The sequence below is a fragment of the Lentihominibacter faecis genome (genome assembly GCF_014306095.1).
In the GTDB taxonomy this organism is placed as follows: domain Bacteria; phylum Bacillota; class Clostridia; order Peptostreptococcales; family Anaerovoracaceae; genus Lentihominibacter; species Lentihominibacter faecis.
Genome location: NZ_JACRWC010000116.1, coordinates 1 through 18,564 on the forward strand (window position 1 = coordinate 1; position 18,564 = coordinate 18,564).

Below are 18,564 nucleotides of genomic sequence, written 5' to 3' on the forward strand. Positions count from 1 at the left end.
AGCATATAAGGAAATGAATCTTGAATTGCTTCATATGATTCGGTGAGATTCTCGTTTTTAGTCAGAAAATCTGTCAAATAAAGATTTTGCAAATTGCTGTCGCCCCGAAATCTCTGAAAACTCCCGATTCTTCATATTTTTCCGTGTAAACGAAGATTTTGCAATATATGCTGATTACACTTTAATGCAGATAACAAATGACATCTTTACCCCACAATATTATCCGGTATTTCGCCGCGGCTGACTTTTTCTATAGCTTCCAGGATCATAGCGTATCCGCGGCTGAAGGAGGCGCGGGTGATGCCGCCGATGTGGCAGCTGAGAAGCAGCTTTCTGCCTGCTTCTTCTGAAGTCTGCAGAAGGGGATTGTCGGATTTGACCGGCTCGCCGTCGATGGTATCCAGCCCGGCGCCTGCGATGCTCCCTGATTCCAGAGCAGCAACTAGCGCTTTGCTGTCCACCAGTTCTCCACGGGAAGTATTGATGAGATACGCCGTATCTTTCATCTTTTCCAAAAACGAAGCGTCCACCATATAGCGAGTTTCATCGTTGACGGGTGCGTGCAGACTGACGATATCGCTGACTGCTAAAAGTTCATCCTGCGGCAAAAACGATACTCCATAACGTGTTTCTACATCCGGCGGAGCAGGGGACTTCTTCGTATAGACCACCTTTGCACCGAATGCCTGCAAAAGCTTTGCGGTCGCCTTTGCAATATCTCCGAAACCAACCAGACCGACTGTACATTCAGAAAGCTCTGTGAGACTTCCCTCGATCATATATTTTTCCTTAGTTTCGATCTGTCTTCCCGTCCGGACGCTCCGGTCTCCGCCGCAGACGTCCCGCAGCACTCCCAGCATCAGGAGCACCGCATGCTCCGCCACAGCGGAAGCGTTCATTCCTTTACAGTTACATACGTAAACATCGCATTCCTTTGCAGCATCGAGATCCACACCTTGATACCCGACACCTTCTGAGTGGATCAGCTTCAAATTTGTCATTTGCTGGATCACGTTTCCCGATATGCTCCCGATAGCATCCACCAGAACAAAGTCAGCGTCCTTGCCTTTTGTGAGAAGTTCCTCATCCCGTGCTCCCACCGGAGCATAGACAATATCATACTCTTTGAGCTTATCCGGCTCCGGAGCATATTTTATAAGTCTTCCTTCTCTGCCAATTACCAGCAATTTTTTCATAGTATCTCCTACTATTTCAAAAGCGACATCTGAAACCCATCCGGAATTTAAATGCCGCTTATATTCTAAATTTGTCCTAAAAACCCAGTCCGAAATGATCCTTTACTCTCTTCATGGTCTTTTCTGCTATAGTATTCGCCTTTTCTGCGCCGTCACGCAGAATGGCTTTCAGTTCGTCCGATTCACGGATCTCATTGAAATTCTGTTTGATGGGAGCAACAGCTTCCTGTGTGATTCCAACAAGATCTTTTTTGAAATCTCCATAACCGCAGTCAGCGTATTTCGCTACGATATCATCGATGGATTCACCGGAGAATGCACTGTAAATGCTCAGCAGGTTGCTGACGCCCGGCTTGTTTTCCGGATCGAAGCGAATCTCGCCGTCAGAGTCCGTAGTCGCACGCATGATGGATTTCTTGATCTTGCTATCCTCATCCAGCAGGGAAATACGGCTGTGGATATTTTCTGCACTCTTGCTCATCTTGGAGGTTGGATCATCAAGCGACATGATGCGTGCTCCCGATTTTAAAAACCTTCCATCCGGGATCACAAAGGTATCCTTGTACTTATTATTGACACGCATTGCTATATCACGACAGATCTCAATATGCTGCTTCTGATCATTTCCTACCGGAACGATATCTGTATCGTAGAGCAGAATATCTGCTGCCATAAGGATCGGATAAGTGAATAATCCTGTCGGTGCAGATTCCTTACCCTTGCTCTTATCCTTAAACTGCGTCATTCTGGAAAGTTCTCCAGTATAAGAATTACATGTAAGGATCCAGGAAAGTTCCGCATGGCCGCTTACATCCGACTGCACGAACACGATAGATTTCTTAGGATCGATACCTATAGCCAGATAAAGAGCCGCCACATCTAGAATATGCTTGCGCAGTTCTTTAGGATCCTGCGGTACCGTGATGGAATGGAGATCTACGATGCAGTAGATACATTCATTTTCTTCCTGCAGTTCTACGAACTGTCTGAGTGCTCCCAAATAATTTCCTATATGGATGTTGCCTGTAGGCTGTACGCCCGAAAAAACTCGTTTCATGCTTTCTTCCTCTTTTTGTTATTTTTTAGAGATCCAAAGTCGTCTGTTCGGATCCATCATCTTCTTTTTTTGCTTTTTCTTTTGCATTTTTTTCTAAGGCTTTTTTCGCATCTTCTGCATGTTCCTCTTCGTTGATCACTTTAGCGATAGAAATGATGTTGGTATCTTCATCAGTCCGCATGATCTTTACTCCCTGGGTCGCTCTTCCCAGCTTGGAAACTTCGCTTGCTTTGATGCGGATGATAGTGCCTTCTGAATTGATCAGCAGAACTTCATCATCATCATCGACAACGATAGCTCCTACAAGAGGACCTGTCTTCTTGAACTTGCTCTTGTCGTAAGTAAGAAGTCCTTTGCCGCCTCTTGCCTGTACCTTGTATTCCTTGACCGGAGTCCGCTTGCCGTAACCATTTGTAGTTACTACCAGCAATTCTTCATCCGGCTGTACCAGTTCCATTGATACTACTTCATCGTCATCCTCCAGTTTAATGGCTCTCACGCCTCCGGCGATCCTTCCCATCGGACGTACATCGTCTTCGGAGAAGCTGATACACTTGCCATTCTTAGTGATGATGATGACTTTATCGTTTCCGGTCGTCTGTTTGATAGCAACCAGTTCGTCTCCGTCCTTTAAGTTGATAGCGATCAGACCGGTCTTTCTATTTGTATCAAACTGGGACATAGCCGTTTTCTTGATAGTACCGTTTTTCGTCACTGCAATCAGATATTTATCATCCCGGAAATCCTTGAACGGAATAACGGTTGTTATCCTCTCACGCTGCATCAGGTTCAGGAAGTTGATAGCAGGAGTTCCCTTGGCTGTTCTGGTCGCTTCCGGGATTTCATAAGCTTTTATCTTATGTGCTTTTCCTGTATTAGTAAAGAACATCAGATTGTCGTGGGTAGATGTCATGATCAGGTTGGTCACAAAGTCGTTTTCACGCGTCGTCAATCCTGTGATTCCCTTTCCACCACGCTTCTGTGTCTTATACGTATCAGCAGAGACACGCTTCAGATAACCCAGATGGGTGAGGGTGATGGCAACCTGTTTTTCTTCGATCAGGTCTTCGTCATCCATCTCATCTGCTGCTGCCGTGATCTTGGTTCTTCTTTCGTCGCCCCATTTTTCCTTGATTTCCAGAAGCTCGTCCTTTACAACTCCCATAAGCTTCTTTTCATCAGCCAGCAGTTCCTTATAGTAAGCGATCCTCTTGCAAAGTTCTTCATATTCACTTTCTATTTTTTCGCGTTCCAAACCCTGCAGTCTGGCAAGACGCATATCTAAAATAGCCTGTGCCTGTATCTCCGAAAGACCGAAGCGATCCATCAGCTTTCCCTTTGCATCATTATAGCTGGAACGGATGATCTTGATGATCTCGTCGATGTTATCCAGAGCGATCCGCAATCCCTCTAAAATATGGGCTCTTGCTTCTGCCTTTTTCAGATCGAAAATCGTTCTTCTTGTAACGACTTCCTTCTGATGTTTCAGATATTCTTCAAGGATCTGATAGAGATTCAGGAGTCTAGGCTGCCCGTCTACAAGCGCGATCATGATCATGCTGTAATTTTCCTGCAGCTGTGTATGCTTGTAAAGGCGATTCAGCGTGATCCGAGGGTTGGCGTCACGTTTCAGCTCGATGACGATACGCATGCCGTTACGGTTGGATTCATCACGAATAGCACTGATGCCTTCTATTCTCTTGTCCTTGACCAGCTCGCCGATCTTTTCCAGGAGTCTGGCCTTGTTGACCTGGAATGGGATCTCAGTGATAATGATCTGAGATTTGCCACGTTCTGTTTCTTCAATGTTAGCGACTGCACGCACTAAAACCTTGCCCTGACCTGTGCGGTAAGCTTCTCTCGCTCCCTTTTTGCCAAGGATCTGTGCACCGGTAGGGAAGTCCGGTCCCTGAACGATATCGATCAGGTCATCTACCGTGCAGTTTTCATCATCTATCATCTTGACTGTAGCATCGATGACTTCCCCTAAGTTGTGCGGCGGAATGGATGTAGCCATTCCGACTGCAATACCGTTACTGCCGTTTACTAAAAGATTAGGGAACCTTGCCGGAAGAACGACGGGTTCCTTTTCTTCTTCATCGAAGTTCGGCATAAAATCTACGGTATCTTTATCTATATCGCGGATCATCTCCAGTGAGAACGGAGACATTCTCGCTTCTGTATAACGCATTGCAGCAGCGCCGTCGCCGTCCACTGAACCAAAGTTTCCGTGACCGTCTACCAGCATGTAACGCGTTGAGAAATCCTGTGCCAGACGTACCATGGCATCGTAAATGGAGCTGTCACCATGAGGGTGATATTTACCCATTACTTCACCGACGATACGCGCCGATTTCTTGAACGGCTTGTCCGGCGTAACGCCGAGACCGCTCATTCCGTAAAGGATTCTTCTGTGTACCGGCTTGAGTCCGTCCCGAACGTCAGGAAGCGCTCTTCCGACGATTACACTCATGGCGTAATCGATGTAGGAGTTCTTCATTTCGTCATGGATCTCATGCTGTATCATTTTCTGATCTTCAATCAGGTTACTCATCTATTCAAACTCCTCCCATCTATACATCCAGTGTTGCCAGCGCAGCGTTTTCTTCAATGAATTTTCTTCTCGGCTGCACCTTGTCTCCCATCAGTGTCGTAAAGATCTCATCGGCTGCTGTCGCATCATCCAATGTGATCTGTACCAGCGTTCTGCTGTTATAATCCATAGTTGTCTCCCACAGCTGATGGAAGTCCATTTCACCCAGACCTTTATACCGCTGTATATCAGCTTTACCAGGCTTGTCCGCCAGTTCCTTCATCAGCTTTTCCTGCTCTTTATCAGAATACGTATAGTACACTTCCTTGCCTTTCTTTACCTGGAAAAGCGGCGGCTGTGCAGCATAAACATACCCCTTCTCAATGAGCGGTGTCATATAGCGATAGAAGAATGTCAGCAGAAGTGTCCGGATATGTGCCCCGTCCACATCGGCATCGGTCATGATAATGATCTTGTGATACCGCAGCTTGGACTCGTCAAAGTCAGCTCCTATATTGCAGCCGAATGCTGTTATCATATTCTTTATCTCATCCGAATTTAAGATACGATCGAGCCTTGCTTTTTCAACGTTCAGGATCTTTCCTCTAAGCGGAAGGACTGCCTGACGCAAACGGTCACGACCCTGCTTGGCGCTGCCTCCGGCGGAGTCACCTTCGACCAGGAATATTTCCGAAAGACTCGGATCTTTTTCCGAGCAGTCTGCCAGTTTACCAGGCATGGAAACACCATCTAAAACGCTCTTTCTTCTCGTCAGTTCTCTGGCTTTTCTGGCTGCTTCTCTGGCTCTTGCCGCACGCATGCACTTGTCTAAAATGATCTTGGCCTGCGTCGGATTTTCCTCCAGGAATGCCAGTACATTTTCAGATGTGGCACTTTCAACAAAGCCTCTCATTTCACTGTTTCCAAGCTTTGTCTTTGTCTGTCCCTCAAACTGCGGCTCTGTCAGCTTGACAGAAACGATAGCTGTCAGTCCTTCACGAATATCCTCACCTGACAAACTGTCATCTCCTTTGAGGAATTTATTTCTCTTAGCATAGTCATTGAATACACGAGTCAGAGCTGTTTTGAATCCCACCATGTGGAAACCCCCTTCTGTCGTGTTGATATTGTTTGCATAAGAGAGAAGCATTTCATTGTAGCGATCCGTATACTGCATCGCTACTTCAACTTCCTTGTCCTTATCCATCACTTCAAAATAAATCACATTATCGTGAAGTGCTTCTTTATTTTTATTCAGGTGCAGTACAAATTCACGAAGACCTCCTTCGTAATGGAATTCTTCGTTTTTTTCTTTTCCTTCCCGTTCGTCTGTCAGTGTGATCCTGATTCCTTTGTTAAGGAATGCCATTTCACGCAGACGACGTTCCAGTGTCTCAAAATCATATTCCGTTTCATCAAAAATTTCAGGATCAGGCCAGAACGTGCTCTTAGATCCCGTATGTTTCGAAGTCCCTATCTCCGTCAGCGGAGTAACGGTCTTCCCTTTTTCGTATTCCTGTTTATATATTTTACCGTTTCTTTTTACTTCAACCTCCATGTGAGTGGAAAGGGCATTTACGACCGATGCACCTACCCCGTGAAGTCCTCCGGATACTTTATATCCTCCGCCACCGAATTTACCTCCGGCATGCAAAACGGTATGGATCACCTCTACTGCCGGTATGCCCAGCTTCGGATGTTTATCTACCGGCATACCTCTTCCGTCATCTTCTACAGTGATGGAATTATCTTTGTGTATCGTTACATGGATCGTGCTGCAAAATCCAGCAAGAGCTTCGTCGATACTGTTGTCTACCACTTCATACACCAGATGGTGAAGACCCCTGGAACCTGTACTTCCGATGTACATACCGGGTCTTTTTCTTACAGCTTCAAGACCTTCTAATACCTGTATCTGCTCCGCGCCATACTGCTGGAGCTTTTCGTCTTTCGCCATTCTCCAATTCTCCTTTCATTAGCAACCTTTATTGTAGCACGATTTTTTCATTTACACAAGTTTTTATACATTTTGGACTCGAAGTCCCATTTCTTATTAAAAAATCGCCGAAATCGACGATTTTTACATCAAAAAGCAGAATTTTTCTGCTATATATACTTAACCTCACTTTATATTTCTATTTCTACAGTTCCTTTTTCTATTTTAAATACCTTTCCCTCCGGCATAGATCGGATCACTTTCCCTGAAATATCGGCTGTCGTAATAAACATTTGATTTTCTCCAAGGGAACTGATCAGATAACTCTGTCTCTCATTATCCAGTTCTGATAATACATCGTCTAAAAGAAGGATCGGTTTCTCTCCTGTCTCTGCTTCTATCAGCCTTATTTCCGAAAGTTTTAAAGAAAGAGCAGCTGTCCTCTGCTGTCCCTGGGACCCAAATTTTCTCAGATCTATACCGTCAGCCTCTATTTTTAAATCATCTTTGTGAGGTCCGTGACCTGTCGTTCTATTTCGGATATCGTCTTCTCTGGAATTTTCCAGGATCTTATAAAATTCTAATTCCGTCGTCTCCCAACCCGAATAGGGAACATTAGCCTCATAATGGATTATAATATTTTCCAGTCCACCGGAGATCCGCTGGTGGATATCGCTGCTTATCTCGCTGATCTTCTTGATAAATTCTTCCCGTCGTCTAATGATCCTGCTGCCGTATCTTGCCAGTTCATAATCCCATATATCCAGTACCGATGTATCTATTTCCCGTTCTTTTAAATACATATTCCGCTGTTTCAGCACTTTTTTATAGCTGCTCAGATCGCTGTAATATCCCGGCTTTATCTGACAAAGCTCCCGGTCGATGAATCTTCTTCTTTTTTCAGGTTCATCCTTTACGATTTTCAGATCTTCAGGTGAAAAAATAACGATGTATATCCTTTCCAGGAGCTGAGAAGTCTTTGAAGCCTTTACTCCGTCTATTTTGATGATCTTTTTTCCTTCTTTTGTTATCAGGATCTCCGTTTCCATTTCTTCATCGAAAGCTTTCGATACTGTATGGATCCTGCAAAATTCCTCGCCAAAGCGTATGAGATCCTTATCTCGCGTGGTTTTAAAAGATCTTGCCATAGCATTCAAATAGATCCCTTCCAGCAGGTTGGTTTTTCCCTGTGCATTTTTTCCCAGGAAAATATTAACCCTTGGATGAAAGGAAGTATGAAGGTCTTTATAATTACGAAAATCTTTTAGTGTTATCTCTTTGATATACATGATCTTACATAGTCGGGATCCGTACCGGCAGGATCAGGTATTCATATGCATCGCCGCTGACCGGTTTTACCATGCATGGAGATGTTCCTGTCAGGAAATGCATGGATATCTCATCATCATCTATCACTTTCAATACATCGATCACAAATTTTGAATTAAATCCTATTTCCAGATCTTCTCCTTCTTTTTCCATGATGATTTCTTCTTTTACGTTACCTTCTTCCGACCGTGAAGTGATAGTAAGAAGATTATTCTTTATGGTCATTTTTATCAGATTATTCTTTCCTTCTCTTGCCAGAAGGGAAGCACGCTCGATGCTCTCCTGTAAAATCGCTCTTCCGATGACGATATCCGTCGTACTCTGAGTCGGCATGATATCTCTATACTTGATGTATTCTCCTTCCATGAGGCGCAGCACGATCTCCGTCGTATCGATCCGGAATGTAGCTTTCTTTTTTCCAAGGTAAATTTCCACTTCTTCCGCATCGCCGTCTTCTGCAATGATCTTGCTTATCTCATTTATTATTTTTGCAGAAATGATAAAGTGATTTTCCTGTCCACTGTTCATCTTCTCTGTAGAAACAGCCAGCCGGTATCCATCCAGTGCCACCATAGAAACGCTTTGCGGATGTATTTCAGTAAGAACACCTACGAGTACTCCTTTTGATTCATCGACGCTGGCTGCAAAGGATGTCTGCTTCACCATATCTTTGAAAATTTCAGCATCGAATATCAGATGCTCTCTTTCTTCTTCCTGATCTCCTATTTTCGGAAATTCATCTACCGGCAGGCTTACTACCGTGAATTCAGATGAATGGGTGCGGATCAGAATGCTGCCGTCTTCTGCCTGTTCCAGTAGAATTTCTTCATTTGGAAGTTTTCGGATGATATCTCCGAATAATTTTGAAACAACAACAGCAGAACCCGGTTCTTCTACATTGACAGAGATGGTTTTCTGGATGCTTATCTCAAGATCAGATGCAGTCAGAGTAAGGGTACCATCTTCTTTTGCTTCCAGAAGGATCCCTTTCAGGACAGGGAGAGTTGTTCTTGTGGAAACGGCTTTTGAAACTGTGTTCAATGTTTTAGATAAGATTTGTTGGTTACATGTGATTTTCATAATTTCCTCCAGACTGCCGGGGCAAAGGGAGCCGGCGAAGCCTTATTATATTTATATAAATTTATAGTAGTAATAGTAGTAGGGGCTGTGGAAATTGTGGATAACTCTCCTGATCTCTGCGAACACTCGTTTTTTTGTTCTTAGAAAGCTGTTGAAAGTTTGTTTTTTTTAGAAACAGCGAGTGTGGATAAAAGAGTTATTCGATGTCTTCCTTCAGCTGGTGAATCTCGTCGGCTAAAATTTCGTTATTCTTGATTTCCGATGCTATTTTATCGTAAGCGTGAAGCACAGTGGTATGATCACGTCCGCCGAAGTATTCTCCTATCTTCGGAAGGGAACTGTCGGTCATTTCTCTGCAAAGATACATAGCAATCTGCCGTGGATGTGAAAATTCACGCTTCCGCTTGGAAGATTCAATATCGGCAAGCTTGATCCCGTATTTCTTACAGACTGCTTTTTTTATGGTTTCGCAGTTTATATTAAAGTCCCTCGTTGAGAAGATATCGTTGAGATTTTTTCGTGCGTACTTCACATCGATATGTTCGTGAAAAAGGGTGGAATAACTGATGATCCTGCTGAGAGCACTCTCCAGTTCACGGATATTGAACTTTACTTTTTCTGCGATCAGGTCGATGACATCCAAAAAATCATTGTCTATTTCCACATTTTCCAGCTCGGCTTTTTTTCGAAGGATCGCTACTCGTGTTTCATAGTCAGGCGGTTTGATATCCGCTACGATGTTCCACTGGAAACGAGAGCGCAGCCGGTCGTCCAGTTCACGCAGCTTGCTGGGATGACGGTCGCTGGAGATGACGATCTGCTTTCCTGAATCGTGCAGTTCATTAAATGTATGGAAAAATTCAGTCTGTGTGGATTCTTTTCCTTCCAGAAATTGAATATCGTCAATCAAAAGAACATCGGCACTGCGGTATTTGTTTTTAAAGCGGGTCATCATACCGGAGGAATTCTTTGGATCCTGAAGTGCTTTGATCAGTTCTGATGTGAACATTTCCGAGGAAACATAAAGAACGTTCATATTCGGATTGTGTTCCAGTATGTAGTGACCTATGGCGTGCATCAAATGTGTTTTTCCAAGTCCTGATCCACCGTAAATAAAAAGAGGATTGTAGGTGGAAGCAGGTGATTCGGCTACAGCGTAGGCTACAGCATGCGCGTATTTATTATTTTCTCCTACGATGAAATTGTCAAAATTATACTGTGGATTTAAAAAATATTCTTCTTTCAGTTCATTCTCTTCCTGCAAAGGCGGAGCCTTCGGCTTCGGCGTACTGATCGGAGGTTTTCCGGAAGTATGCGCGGAAGCAGGGTTGTTTCCGGAAGGGATCTGAGTGGTCCCCATGTTCAGCTGCTGCTGGATCTCAGATTCTGTTTTGTTTTTTACAACGACTTTATATTTTTTGTGATAAACGGATTCTACAGCACGTTCAAATACTGGAATATAGCGCATCTCCAGTACTTCCATGATCTGCTTTTTTGATGTGGCGAAGTAGATAACGGCTGCATCTTCGTCGATTTCCATTGGAACGAGAGGAGCAAACCAGGAACGATAGCTGACCTCCGTAACATTTTCACTGATATCAGAGAGAATATCTCTCCATTTTTTTTCTTCGATTTTTTTTCGCATTGCATACACCTTTTCCTACAAAGTGATTATATCATAACAAACAAAGTTATCCACAGGCAATAGGTAATTTTTAAATGTTGAAAAAATATAAAAAGGGGTGAGTTATCCACCGGTTGTGGATAAAATTGTGCAAAGTTTTCACAGGTATGTCCATAAACACCTTCTGTAAGGGTTTTTACTTCGATTTCACAGTGTTTCTAAGGAAAAAGGTTTGACATGTCCTTTTTTCAACGGTATAATAGATAAGCATATGTGCAAGTTGAAATTCAGAGTTGCACGAGTTCACTTAAATTTAGAAAAGGAGGAACCGGTCTATGAAAATGACATATCAGCCGAAAACAAGACAGAGAAAGAAGGAACATGGATTCCGCAAGAGAATGAGAACAAAGAATGGCAGAAATGTTTTAAAGAGAAGAAGACAAAGAGGTAGAAAAGTTTTATCCGCATAGAGACCGCACCTGTGGTCTTTTTGTTTCAAGACGGATAATTTAGGGAGATTATGCTAAAAAAGGAAGTACTGAGAAGAAAAGATGATTTTACCGCGATTTACCGGAAAGGCAGATCGATAGGGGAACGATATATTGTATTTTTTTACAGAAAGAACGATCTTTCTTACAACAGAACGGCATTTTTAGCAAGCAAAAAAGTAGGAAACAGTGTAGAGAGAAACAGAGCCAGACGGCTCATGAAGGAAAACTACCGTATTTGGAAGGGTGAAATAAAAGAAGGTTACGACATGATTTTTATCGCCCGCAGCACGATCAACGGCCAGAAGGCGTTTGACGTTGGAAAATCCATGAAGCGTGCTTTGCATAAAGCGAAAATGTTTCAAAAGAGGTGATTCGTTATGAAAAAAATCATGATCCTGCTCATAAGAGGGTATCAGATTTTCGTTTCTCCGCTCTTTCCGAAAACATGCAGATTTTATCCTACTTGTTCCACTTATTTTATTCAAGCGTTAGAAAAGTATGGATTTTTTAAAGGAAGTTATCTCGGTATTCGAAGATTACTCAAATGCCATCCTTTTAATCCCGGGGGGTATGATCCTTTAAAATAGGAGGGAATCAATTAATGTATACAATTTTAGGTGTTATAGCGAAACCTTTAGGGATGCTGCTTAACCTGCTGTACGGATTCGTTCAGAACTACGGGTTGACGATCATTATATTTACTTTGATCGTAAAGCTTTGTCTCTATCCTCTGTACATAAAGCAGACGAAATCGACTGCAAGAATGGCAGAGGTACAGCCTAAGATGCAGGCACTGCAGAACAAGTATGCCAATGATAAAGAAACACTCAATATCAAGATGGCAGAATTGTACAAGGAAGAAAAATTCAACCCGATGGGCGGATGTCTGCCGATGCTGATCCAGATGCCGATCATCATGGGGCTTTTTGCTTTACTGCGAAATCCGATGCAGTACATCACAGACGACAGCATGATTTTTGCTTTCCATGAATCCTTTGCATGGATCGCAGACCTGAGTCAGCCTGATAGATGGATCCTGCCAATCATAGCAGGTGTTGCAACATTTATTTCGTTTTCTATGACGCAGGCTTTATCAAGCGGAACGGATGCCAATAACCAGATGGCTGGAAGCATGAAAATGATGAAATACATTTTCCCGGTCATGATTCTGTGGATGGCTAGATCGTTTCCGTCAGGACTTGCTTTGTACTGGGCAGTGAGCCAGATCATGCAGATCGGATTTAATATTCATCTGAATTCTGTTCGCAAGAAGATGAAACGGGAAGCAGAAGAAAAAAGATTAATGGAAAAAGCAAAGAAAAAATAAATCTCAATGCAGATTTTGGAGGAAACGGAAATGGATTACTCAGAAAAATGGGGCGTTGATGTTGAGGAAGCTGTCAAACTGGCGCTTATAGACCTTAAACTCTCCAGAGATGAAGTTGAGGTGACTGTTCTGGAAGAACCTTCAAAAGGATTTTTTGGCATTGGTTCGAAACTGGCAAAAGTAAGAGTAGAAAAGAAAAAGCCGGCTGTCGAAGAAAAACCAGCGGAACCTGTGAAAAAAGAAAAGCTGGAACAGAAGAAATCCGAAAAGGCGGAAAACCCGGTTTCGGGCGGCCCGGAGAAGGAAGCGAGAACAGAAGAAAAACCTCGCAATAAAGGAAACAGAAATAAAAAAAGAAATCATAACGGAAATAGAGAGAAGAAAGAAAAATTTACTGCACCGGATCTTGATATCGATCCAGTAAATAAAGATGATCTTCACGATATCGATAATCACGAAGCTCTGGCGTTTCTAAAGGAAATCACAGAAAAAATGGGCCTTGCCCTGAACTTCCATGCCAAAGCAGGAGAAGATATCGTTTATCTGGAGATGGACGGCAAAGATTCCGGTACGATCATTGGCAAGCGCGGACAGACTCTGGATGCGATCCAGTATTTGACCAGCCTTGTAGTGAACAAGGACAGTGAAAAGTATATAAAAGTTGTGATCGATGCGGAAAATTATAGAGCGAAACGGCAGAAGACGCTGGAACAGCTGGCTAATCGCCTGGCTGCCAAGGTGGTCAAGACGAAGAAATACGTCAGACTTGAGCCGATGAATCCGTATGAAAGAAAAATCATCCATGCGACTTTACAGAAAAACCCGAACATCATTACGAGAAGTGAAGGAGAAGAGCCGTATCGGAGAGTTATCATCGAACTGAAAAAATAGACGAGAAAGAATGCCCATACTCTGCAATTTGTGTATGGGCATTTCTAATATAAGAGGGAAATCCTATGGAAGATACAATTGCTGCAGTAGCAACAGCATATGGGGAAGGCGGTATAGGGATCATTCGTATCAGCGGAGAAGAGGCCCTGCCGATTTTACAGGAAATCTTTGAATTTCATGGAGATACGGATACCTTTACAAGCCGTCGCATGACCTACGGTAAAATAATAGATAAAGAAAAAAATCAAATAATAGATGAAGTACTGGCTGTTTATATGAAAGGTCCGAAAACTTATACAGCGGAAGATGTGGTGGAAATCAACTGCCATGGAAGTATGGTTTCTCTGAGAAAAACGCTGGCACTTGTTTTGCGAAAAGGAGCAAGACTGGCGGAGCCGGGAGAATTTACGAAACGTGCATTTCTCAATGGTCGTCTGGATCTTTCTCAGGCGGAAGCTGTTATAGATATGATCCGTGCGAAGACGGATAAAAGTTTTGATGTAGCGGTATCTCAGCTGGAGGGAAGACTTTCATTAAAAGTAGAGGAGATACGTCAGAAGCTTCTTGATCTTCTTGTGGATATAACGGTGAACATTGATTATCCTGATGAAGATATTGAAGAAATGACCTATGAGAAGCTGGAAGAAAGTATTGTTGAAACGCAGGATATGATAGAAAAACTTCTCGAAACATCATCTACAGGAAAAATGATACGAGAAGGAATAAAAATAGCCATCGTAGGAAAGCCGAACGTAGGAAAATCGTCTCTTATGAATGGTCTTTTAAAGGAAACACGCGCTATCGTGACGGATATTCCAGGTACGACACGTGATACCATCGAAGAAGTGTTGAGTATCCGGAATATTCCGGTGTATCTGGTGGATACTGCGGGGATCCGGGAAACATCTGACAAAGTTGAAAAAATGGGAATAGAAAAATCAAAGGAAGCCTTTAACCAGGCGGATTTTATTCTGTTTCTTCTGGACGGTAGCCGGTCACTGGAGGAAGAAGACCTGCAGATCATGGAATTTCTAAAGGAAAGAAAATGTCTTGTGCTGATCAATAAGCGGGATCTGGGAGAAGCCATTTCTATAGAAGAGATTTCTGCAAAGCTTCCAGCGTCTCAGGTGATCGAAGCGTCACTTTTGAAGGGGCAGGGAATAACGGAGATAGAAGATGCTGTGGAAGATCTGGTTTATGGCGGTGAAATAGTCCAGAAAGAAAGCATGATGGTAAATAATGTGCGCCATATAGAACTTTTGCAGCAGGCTGTGAAGTCTTTGACCGATGCGCTTCATATGTCGGAAAGAAGAGAGGCACTGGATTTTATCGAAGTGGATGTGAAGAATGCTTATGAGAGGCTGGGAGAAATCATCGGTGAGACAGTATCAGACGATATCATCAATGAAGTTTTCGCCAGGTTCTGTCTGGGAAAATAAAAAATATTTGTTTGAGGAATAGAGTTTATGGAAAAATTTTTAATGGGTACCTACGATGTAGTCGTCGTCGGAGCCGGTCATGCAGGATGTGAAGCCGGCCTTGCCGCTGCGCGTATGGGTATGAAGACGCTGATGCTTTCGATCAATCTGGAAGCTGTTGCTATGATGGCGTGCAATCCGTCCATCGGAGGGACAGGTAAGGGTCATCTGGTTCGTGAGATAGATGCCCTTGGCGGAGAGATGGGGATCAATATAGATAAAACGTTTATTCAGAGTCGTATGCTGAATACTGCAAAGGGACCTGCGGTCCATTCTTTGCGGGCGCAGGCTGACAAGAATGAATATCATATAGAAATGAAGAAAACCCTGGAGGCAGAAGAAAATCTTCATCTAAAGCAGGGGGAAGTCATCGATCTTATGATAGAAGATGGCAAAGCCTGCGGTGTTGTTTTGAAAACGGGAGCGATGTATCGCTCGAAGGCTGTTATTTTAGCAACAGGAACATTCCTGGCCGGGAAGATCTTTATTGGAGAAAGTGTGTTTGAAAGTGGCCCCAACGGTCTGGCTCCTTCTAATGAACTGGCACAGAGACTGCGGGAATACGGGCTTCCTATCCGACGGTTCAAGACGGGAACTCCTGCGAGAGCACTGGCTAAAAGTTTAGATTATGAAAAAATGATTCCTCAGGATGGTGACGAAACGGTCGTGCCGTTTTCCTTTATGAACGATGATCTGCAAAAAAATCAGGTAAAGTGCTGGCTGACTTATACTAATGAAACGACCCATGAAGTGATCCGCAGGAATTTTCATCGGTCGGCTTTATTCGGAGGGCAGATCGAAGGTGTCGGTCCGCGGTATTGTCCGTCCATTGAAGATAAAGTCAATCGTTTCGCGGATAAAAAACGCCATCAGCTGTTCATTGAGCCGGAGGGACTTTATACAGAAGAAATGTACATCCAGGGAATGTCATCCAGTCTCCCGGAAGATGTGCAGGAGGAATTTTACAAAACTATTGAAGGACTGGAGCATCTTGAAATCGTCAGGCCGGCATATGCTATCGAGTACGACTGTATCGATCCTCTGGATCTTAAGGTGAATCTGGAAAATCGTCATATAGAAAATCTTTTTTGTGCCGGTCAGTTTAACGGTAGTTCCGGTTATGAAGAAGCGGCGGCGCAGGGGCTTATAGCAGGAATCAATGCTGTGTGTAAGATAAAGGAAGAAATGCCATTTATTCTCGATAGAAGCGAGGCTTATATTGGCGTTCTCATCGACGATCTCGTAACAAAAGGTACTAATGAGCCTTACAGAATTATGACCAGCAGAGCGGAATATAGGCTGCTTCTGAGGCAGGACAACGCAGATATGCGTCTGACGGAGCGTGGATATGCCGTTGGTTTAGTAAAAAAAGACAGATATGAAAGATTATTGAAGAAAAAAGAGGTGGTGGCAGAGGAAACAGACCGCCTGAAGAAAAAGATTTTACAGCCGGACGTAGTAAACCCATTTCTGGAGGAAAAGGGAAGCACGCCGGTAAAAAGCGGGATCTCTTTGTTGGAATTATTAAAGCGTCCGGAAATCACATATGACGATGCAGCTGTCATAGATGATATCAGACCAAAACTTTCGGCTCATCAGAAGACTATGATGGAAGTGCAGATCAAGTATGAGGGATATATAATCAAACAACAGCAGCAGATCGAAAAGTTTAAAAAACTGGAACATAAAAAACTGCCGTCTGATCTGGATTATTTTTCGATCGAAGGTTTGCGGATCGAAGCACGTCAGAAGCTGGATGCATTAAGGCCGGTTTCTGTAGGGCAGGCATCACGGATATCCGGTGTGTCTCCGGCGGATATCAATGTGCTCCTGATCTGGCTGGAAAAAATGCGCCGTCAAAAGCATTAGAAAGGGGAGAGATCCATGATAGAAGAACTGCAAAAAGTATTTGAAATACTGAACCTTTCTTATGATGAAAATAAAGACCGACAGTATCAGGAATATATGGAAGGTATCCTGGAGTGGAATGAGCACGTTAATTTAACAGCGATAAAGGATAGAGACGAGTTTATCGAGAAGCATTATATAGATTCATTGCTGTGCGCAGGATCCCCGGAATTTCGCCGTGCGAAGACGATCATTGATGTAGGAACAGGAGGAGGATTTCCCGGAATACCTCTAGCTGTCGCTTTTCCGGAAAAACAGTTTACGCTGATGGATTCACTGAATAAGAGGATCAGGATCATCCAGAAGCTTTGCGATGAACTGGGAATAGAGAATGTGAACGCTGTCCACGGCAGGGCAGAGGAGCTTGGAAGAAAAAAGCATTTGAGAGAAACCTTTGATCTTTGTGTATCGAGAGCGGTAGCCAATATGAGCACTTTATCGGAGTATTGTCTGCCCTTTGTGAAAGTAGGAGGATGTTTTATCGCATACAAAGGTCCTGACTGTGAGGAAGAACTTATTGCAGCAGAAAACGCCATAGACCTGCTAGGAGGAAGCATAAGCCGGCGCGAAAATTTTGCATCCGTAGGAATCAGTGAAAACAGCGGATCAGAGCTGGGACATCAGCTGATATTTGTTTCAAAAATAAAACCTGTGATGTCGAAGTTTCCAAGAAAACCGGGAACTCCTTCGAAAGAGCCGATCAAATAGCGAACATCGGCTCTTTTTGTTTGATGAAAATCCTTTTTTTTATAGGGACATGCTGATACTATGAAAACAAGGAAGGAGTGAGGGATATGTTACGGAGAAAGATCACAGAAGTTTTGGTGGAACAGATCCATGCTAACCGACAGCAGCCAAGGAAGCATTTCGAAAAAATGCAGCTGGAGGAACTGCGTGATTCCATCTGTCAGTTTGGTATTTTACAGCCGCTGATACTTCGAAGGGAAGAAGATGGATCTTATATGATCCTCGCAGGAGAGAGACGGTTTCGAGCTGCAGTGATGGCTGGGCTCACGAAAGTCCCGGCTCTGGTGAGAGAAGCATCTGAAGAAGAAGCAGGAATGATCGCGCTGGTAGAAAACATACAGCGTGAAAACCTGGGATACATAGAAGAAGCAAAAGCCTATCAGACTCTGATGGAAACATACAGTATCCCGCAACAGGAGCTGGCACGAAAACTGGGAAAAAATCAGTCTACTATTTCTAACAAGATCCGTATCCTGAACCTGCCTGAAGATATTCAACACCTCTTGGTAGAGCATCGTCTGACGGAACGTCACGCTCGCGCTTTGCTTAAACTTGATGATGATGAAATGCGCAGACAGGTGATCGAAAAAGTGATCCGGCATCAGTTCAATGTGAGACAGACGGAGAAACTGGTGGAGGAATGTCTTGTACGAAGAGAAAAGCTGGAAAGAGAAAAGAAGAAGATAATGAGGATCAGTTGCAAGCTGTATATCAATACTTTAAAAAAGACTTTTAATGAAATGAATCTCCTCAGCAGAGGAGCAACATTCAGACAGGAAGACACAGGAGAATCCTATGTAGTCAAAATCACCATACCTAAAATACCGGAAGAGCAGGAATGTTCCATGGAAAAGCAAAATGACATAATGGTTGCAAGTGGTCAGTGATCCATGCACTGATGACGCGTGCATTCATAGTATTACCTCCGAAAAACATAATGTTTCACGTGAAACATTATGTTTTTTTT

16 protein-coding genes are annotated in these 18,564 nt (G+C 43.4%); 9 read left to right on the plus strand and 7 right to left on the minus strand.

The annotated features are described in order from the left end of the window. Positions 1 to 206: 206 nt before the first annotated feature. The 7 genes from H8876_RS09840 to dnaA form a co-directional block, all read right to left on the minus strand. The gene (locus H8876_RS09840) at positions 207 to 1,196 is read right to left on the minus strand and encodes a 2-hydroxyacid dehydrogenase (RefSeq protein WP_249287601.1); all 990 of its coding nucleotides are present in this window, start codon (positions 1,194 to 1,196) and stop codon (positions 207 to 209) included. Between the two features lie 76 nt (positions 1,197 to 1,272). Next, positions 1,273 to 2,253 carry a tryptophan--tRNA ligase gene (trpS, locus tag H8876_RS09845; protein WP_249287602.1) on the minus strand — a complete coding sequence of 327 codons (981 nt, stop codon included), beginning with the start codon at positions 2,251 to 2,253 and terminating at the stop codon, positions 1,273 to 1,275. 25 nt (positions 2,254 to 2,278) lie between these two features. Further along, complete coding sequence (gyrA, locus tag H8876_RS09850) at positions 2,279 to 4,807, minus strand: DNA gyrase subunit A (RefSeq protein WP_249287603.1); 2,529 nt, start codon at positions 4,805 to 4,807, stop codon at positions 2,279 to 2,281. 19 nt (positions 4,808 to 4,826) lie between these two features. Further along, the gene (gene gyrB / locus H8876_RS09855) at positions 4,827 to 6,743 is read right to left on the minus strand and encodes a DNA topoisomerase (ATP-hydrolyzing) subunit B (RefSeq protein ID WP_249287604.1); all 1,917 of its coding nucleotides are present in this window, start codon (positions 6,741 to 6,743) and stop codon (positions 4,827 to 4,829) included. A 170-nt stretch (positions 6,744 to 6,913) separates the two neighbouring features. Further along, the gene (recF, locus tag H8876_RS09860) at positions 6,914 to 8,011 is read right to left on the minus strand and encodes a DNA replication/repair protein RecF (RefSeq protein WP_249287605.1); all 1,098 of its coding nucleotides are present in this window, start codon (positions 8,009 to 8,011) and stop codon (positions 6,914 to 6,916) included. 4 nt (positions 8,012 to 8,015) lie between these two features. Then, positions 8,016 to 9,131, minus strand: coding sequence for a DNA polymerase III subunit beta (gene dnaN, locus H8876_RS09865; RefSeq protein ID WP_249287606.1), 1,116 nt, complete (start codon positions 9,129 to 9,131; stop codon positions 8,016 to 8,018). A 196-nt stretch (positions 9,132 to 9,327) separates the two neighbouring features. After that, positions 9,328 to 10,776 (minus strand): chromosomal replication initiator protein DnaA, encoded by a 1,449-nt coding sequence (gene dnaA / locus H8876_RS09870; protein WP_249287607.1) that lies wholly within the window; start codon positions 10,774 to 10,776, stop codon positions 9,328 to 9,330. A 314-nt stretch (positions 10,777 to 11,090) separates the two neighbouring features. Between dnaA and rpmH the strand changes: the two genes are divergently transcribed. From rpmH to H8876_RS09915, 9 genes are all read left to right on the plus strand, one after another. Then, positions 11,091 to 11,225: a 50S ribosomal protein L34 gene (gene rpmH, locus H8876_RS09875; RefSeq protein WP_249287608.1), complete on the plus strand. Its 135-nt coding sequence runs from the start codon at positions 11,091 to 11,093 to the stop codon at positions 11,223 to 11,225. A 50-nt stretch (positions 11,226 to 11,275) separates the two neighbouring features. Next, positions 11,276 to 11,617 carry a ribonuclease P protein component gene (gene rnpA, locus H8876_RS09880; protein ID WP_249287609.1) on the plus strand — a complete coding sequence of 114 codons (342 nt, stop codon included), beginning with the start codon at positions 11,276 to 11,278 and terminating at the stop codon, positions 11,615 to 11,617. Between the two features lie 6 nt (positions 11,618 to 11,623). Next, positions 11,624 to 11,833, plus strand: a complete 210-nt coding sequence (yidD, locus tag H8876_RS09885) for a membrane protein insertion efficiency factor YidD (RefSeq protein ID WP_249287610.1) — start codon at positions 11,624 to 11,626, stop codon at positions 11,831 to 11,833. A 14-nt stretch (positions 11,834 to 11,847) separates the two neighbouring features. Beyond that, positions 11,848 to 12,573 (plus strand): YidC/Oxa1 family membrane protein insertase, encoded by a 726-nt coding sequence (locus H8876_RS09890; RefSeq protein WP_249287611.1) that lies wholly within the window; start codon positions 11,848 to 11,850, stop codon positions 12,571 to 12,573. A 30-nt stretch (positions 12,574 to 12,603) separates the two neighbouring features. After that, positions 12,604 to 13,464 (plus strand): RNA-binding cell elongation regulator Jag/EloR, encoded by an 861-nt coding sequence (gene jag, locus H8876_RS09895; protein WP_249287612.1) that lies wholly within the window; start codon positions 12,604 to 12,606, stop codon positions 13,462 to 13,464. Between the two features lie 65 nt (positions 13,465 to 13,529). Beyond that, positions 13,530 to 14,903, plus strand: coding sequence for a tRNA uridine-5-carboxymethylaminomethyl(34) synthesis GTPase MnmE (gene mnmE / locus H8876_RS09900; RefSeq protein ID WP_249287613.1), 1,374 nt, complete (start codon positions 13,530 to 13,532; stop codon positions 14,901 to 14,903). A gap of 27 nt (positions 14,904 to 14,930) precedes the next feature. After that, complete coding sequence (gene mnmG, locus H8876_RS09905) at positions 14,931 to 16,811, plus strand: tRNA uridine-5-carboxymethylaminomethyl(34) synthesis enzyme MnmG (protein WP_249287614.1); 1,881 nt, start codon at positions 14,931 to 14,933, stop codon at positions 16,809 to 16,811. 15 nt (positions 16,812 to 16,826) lie between these two features. Continuing rightward, positions 16,827 to 17,558, plus strand: coding sequence for a 16S rRNA (guanine(527)-N(7))-methyltransferase RsmG (rsmG, locus tag H8876_RS09910; RefSeq protein ID WP_249287615.1), 732 nt, complete (start codon positions 16,827 to 16,829; stop codon positions 17,556 to 17,558). A gap of 86 nt (positions 17,559 to 17,644) precedes the next feature. Further along, positions 17,645 to 18,484, plus strand: a complete 840-nt coding sequence (locus H8876_RS09915) for a ParB/RepB/Spo0J family partition protein (protein WP_249287616.1) — start codon at positions 17,645 to 17,647, stop codon at positions 18,482 to 18,484. Positions 18,485 to 18,564: the final 80 nt, after the last annotated feature.

Coding starts and splice junctions, on each gene's coding strand:
- jag (WP_249287612.1), top strand. CDS start 12,604: ATGGATTACTCAGAAAAATGGGGCGTTGATGTTGAGGAAGCTGTCAAA.
- gyrA (WP_249287603.1), bottom strand. CDS start 4,807: ATGAGTAACCTGATTGAAGATCAGAAAATGATACAGCATGAGATCCAT.
- rpmH (WP_249287608.1), top strand. CDS start 11,091: ATGAAAATGACATATCAGCCGAAAACAAGACAGAGAAAGAAGGAACAT.
- mnmE (WP_249287613.1), top strand. CDS start 13,530: ATGGAAGATACAATTGCTGCAGTAGCAACAGCATATGGGGAAGGCGGT.
- trpS (WP_249287602.1), bottom strand. CDS start 2,253: ATGAAACGAGTTTTTTCGGGCGTACAGCCTACAGGCAACATCCATATA.
- gyrB (WP_249287604.1), bottom strand. CDS start 6,743: ATGGCGAAAGACGAAAAGCTCCAGCAGTATGGCGCGGAGCAGATACAG.
- recF (WP_249287605.1), bottom strand. CDS start 8,011: ATGTATATCAAAGAGATAACACTAAAAGATTTTCGTAATTATAAAGAC.
- H8876_RS09915 (WP_249287616.1), top strand. CDS start 17,645: ATGTTACGGAGAAAGATCACAGAAGTTTTGGTGGAACAGATCCATGCT.
- H8876_RS09840 (WP_249287601.1), bottom strand. CDS start 1,196: ATGAAAAAATTGCTGGTAATTGGCAGAGAAGGAAGACTTATAAAATAT.
- dnaA (WP_249287607.1), bottom strand. CDS start 10,776: ATGCGAAAAAAAATCGAAGAAAAAAAATGGAGAGATATTCTCTCTGAT.
- rsmG (WP_249287615.1), top strand. CDS start 16,827: ATGATAGAAGAACTGCAAAAAGTATTTGAAATACTGAACCTTTCTTAT.
- mnmG (WP_249287614.1), top strand. CDS start 14,931: ATGGAAAAATTTTTAATGGGTACCTACGATGTAGTCGTCGTCGGAGCC.
- H8876_RS09890 (WP_249287611.1), top strand. CDS start 11,848: ATGTATACAATTTTAGGTGTTATAGCGAAACCTTTAGGGATGCTGCTT.
- dnaN (WP_249287606.1), bottom strand. CDS start 9,131: ATGAAAATCACATGTAACCAACAAATCTTATCTAAAACATTGAACACA.
- yidD (WP_249287610.1), top strand. CDS start 11,624: ATGAAAAAAATCATGATCCTGCTCATAAGAGGGTATCAGATTTTCGTT.
- rnpA (WP_249287609.1), top strand. CDS start 11,276: ATGCTAAAAAAGGAAGTACTGAGAAGAAAAGATGATTTTACCGCGATT.